1 protein-coding gene is annotated in these 235 nt (G+C 41.7%); it reads left to right on the plus strand.

Translation table 11 applies throughout. The annotated features are described in order from the left end of the window. Positions 1-235 (plus strand): hypothetical protein (locus SB773_RS34690; protein ID WP_410595097.1); only part of this gene is annotated, 235 nt, incomplete at both ends.

Raw genomic sequence — 235 nt, forward strand, 5'->3', positions numbered from 1 at the left:
GGGAAAACAGCTCATGGAAGAAACTGACCAATTATGGAGATTTAACTGGTGATAATTTGGGGAACCATACTGCTACGATGAATTTGAGTATGTCTGGATTTGATATTCAACAGGCTGGTAAAACAGCAACCCAAACTGAAGCCATTGCTTTAGGTACAGATAATGTAACTCCACAGATTGGTGATGTGGCAACTGCTGCCGATACTCAGGGAAATATAGTATGGAAACCGTTGCC

The sequence above is a fragment of the Bacillus sp. SIMBA_074 genome (assembly GCF_046534555.1).
Lineage (GTDB): Bacteria > Bacillota > Bacilli > Bacillales > Bacillaceae_G > Bacillus_A > Bacillus_A mycoides.